Annotated in this window: 1 pseudogene; it reads right to left on the bottom strand. The window is 32.7% G+C overall.

What is annotated here, in order from left to right:
- Positions 1–278: pseudogene (locus C1G53_RS12475) on the bottom strand (transcriptional regulator); the annotation flags it as partial.

Below are 278 nucleotides of genomic sequence, written 5' to 3' on the forward strand. Positions count from 1 at the left end.
TTGATTGTCAACTCTCCAATCTTCTTCAATCTTCTGTTCTAACTCTCTATTTTCTATCAATTTTGCAAATAGCACCGCATCTAGATAATGCTTTTCTGCCTCATCCCGATCCTTATCCACAAAAAGTGCATATTTCCATTTTAATACACTAACAATGGGCTTTTTCTGAAAATCTTGTGTCGACTGTATAATCTTATCTACACTGTCAAATATCTTTGGTATTGGTTCGTAATATTTTTTACTTCCTAATATATTTACACAAGATAATAGCGTGTCTC

It is taken from the genome of Streptococcus suis (assembly GCF_002960445.1).
GTDB lineage: Bacteria > Bacillota > Bacilli > Lactobacillales > Streptococcaceae > Streptococcus > Streptococcus hyiners.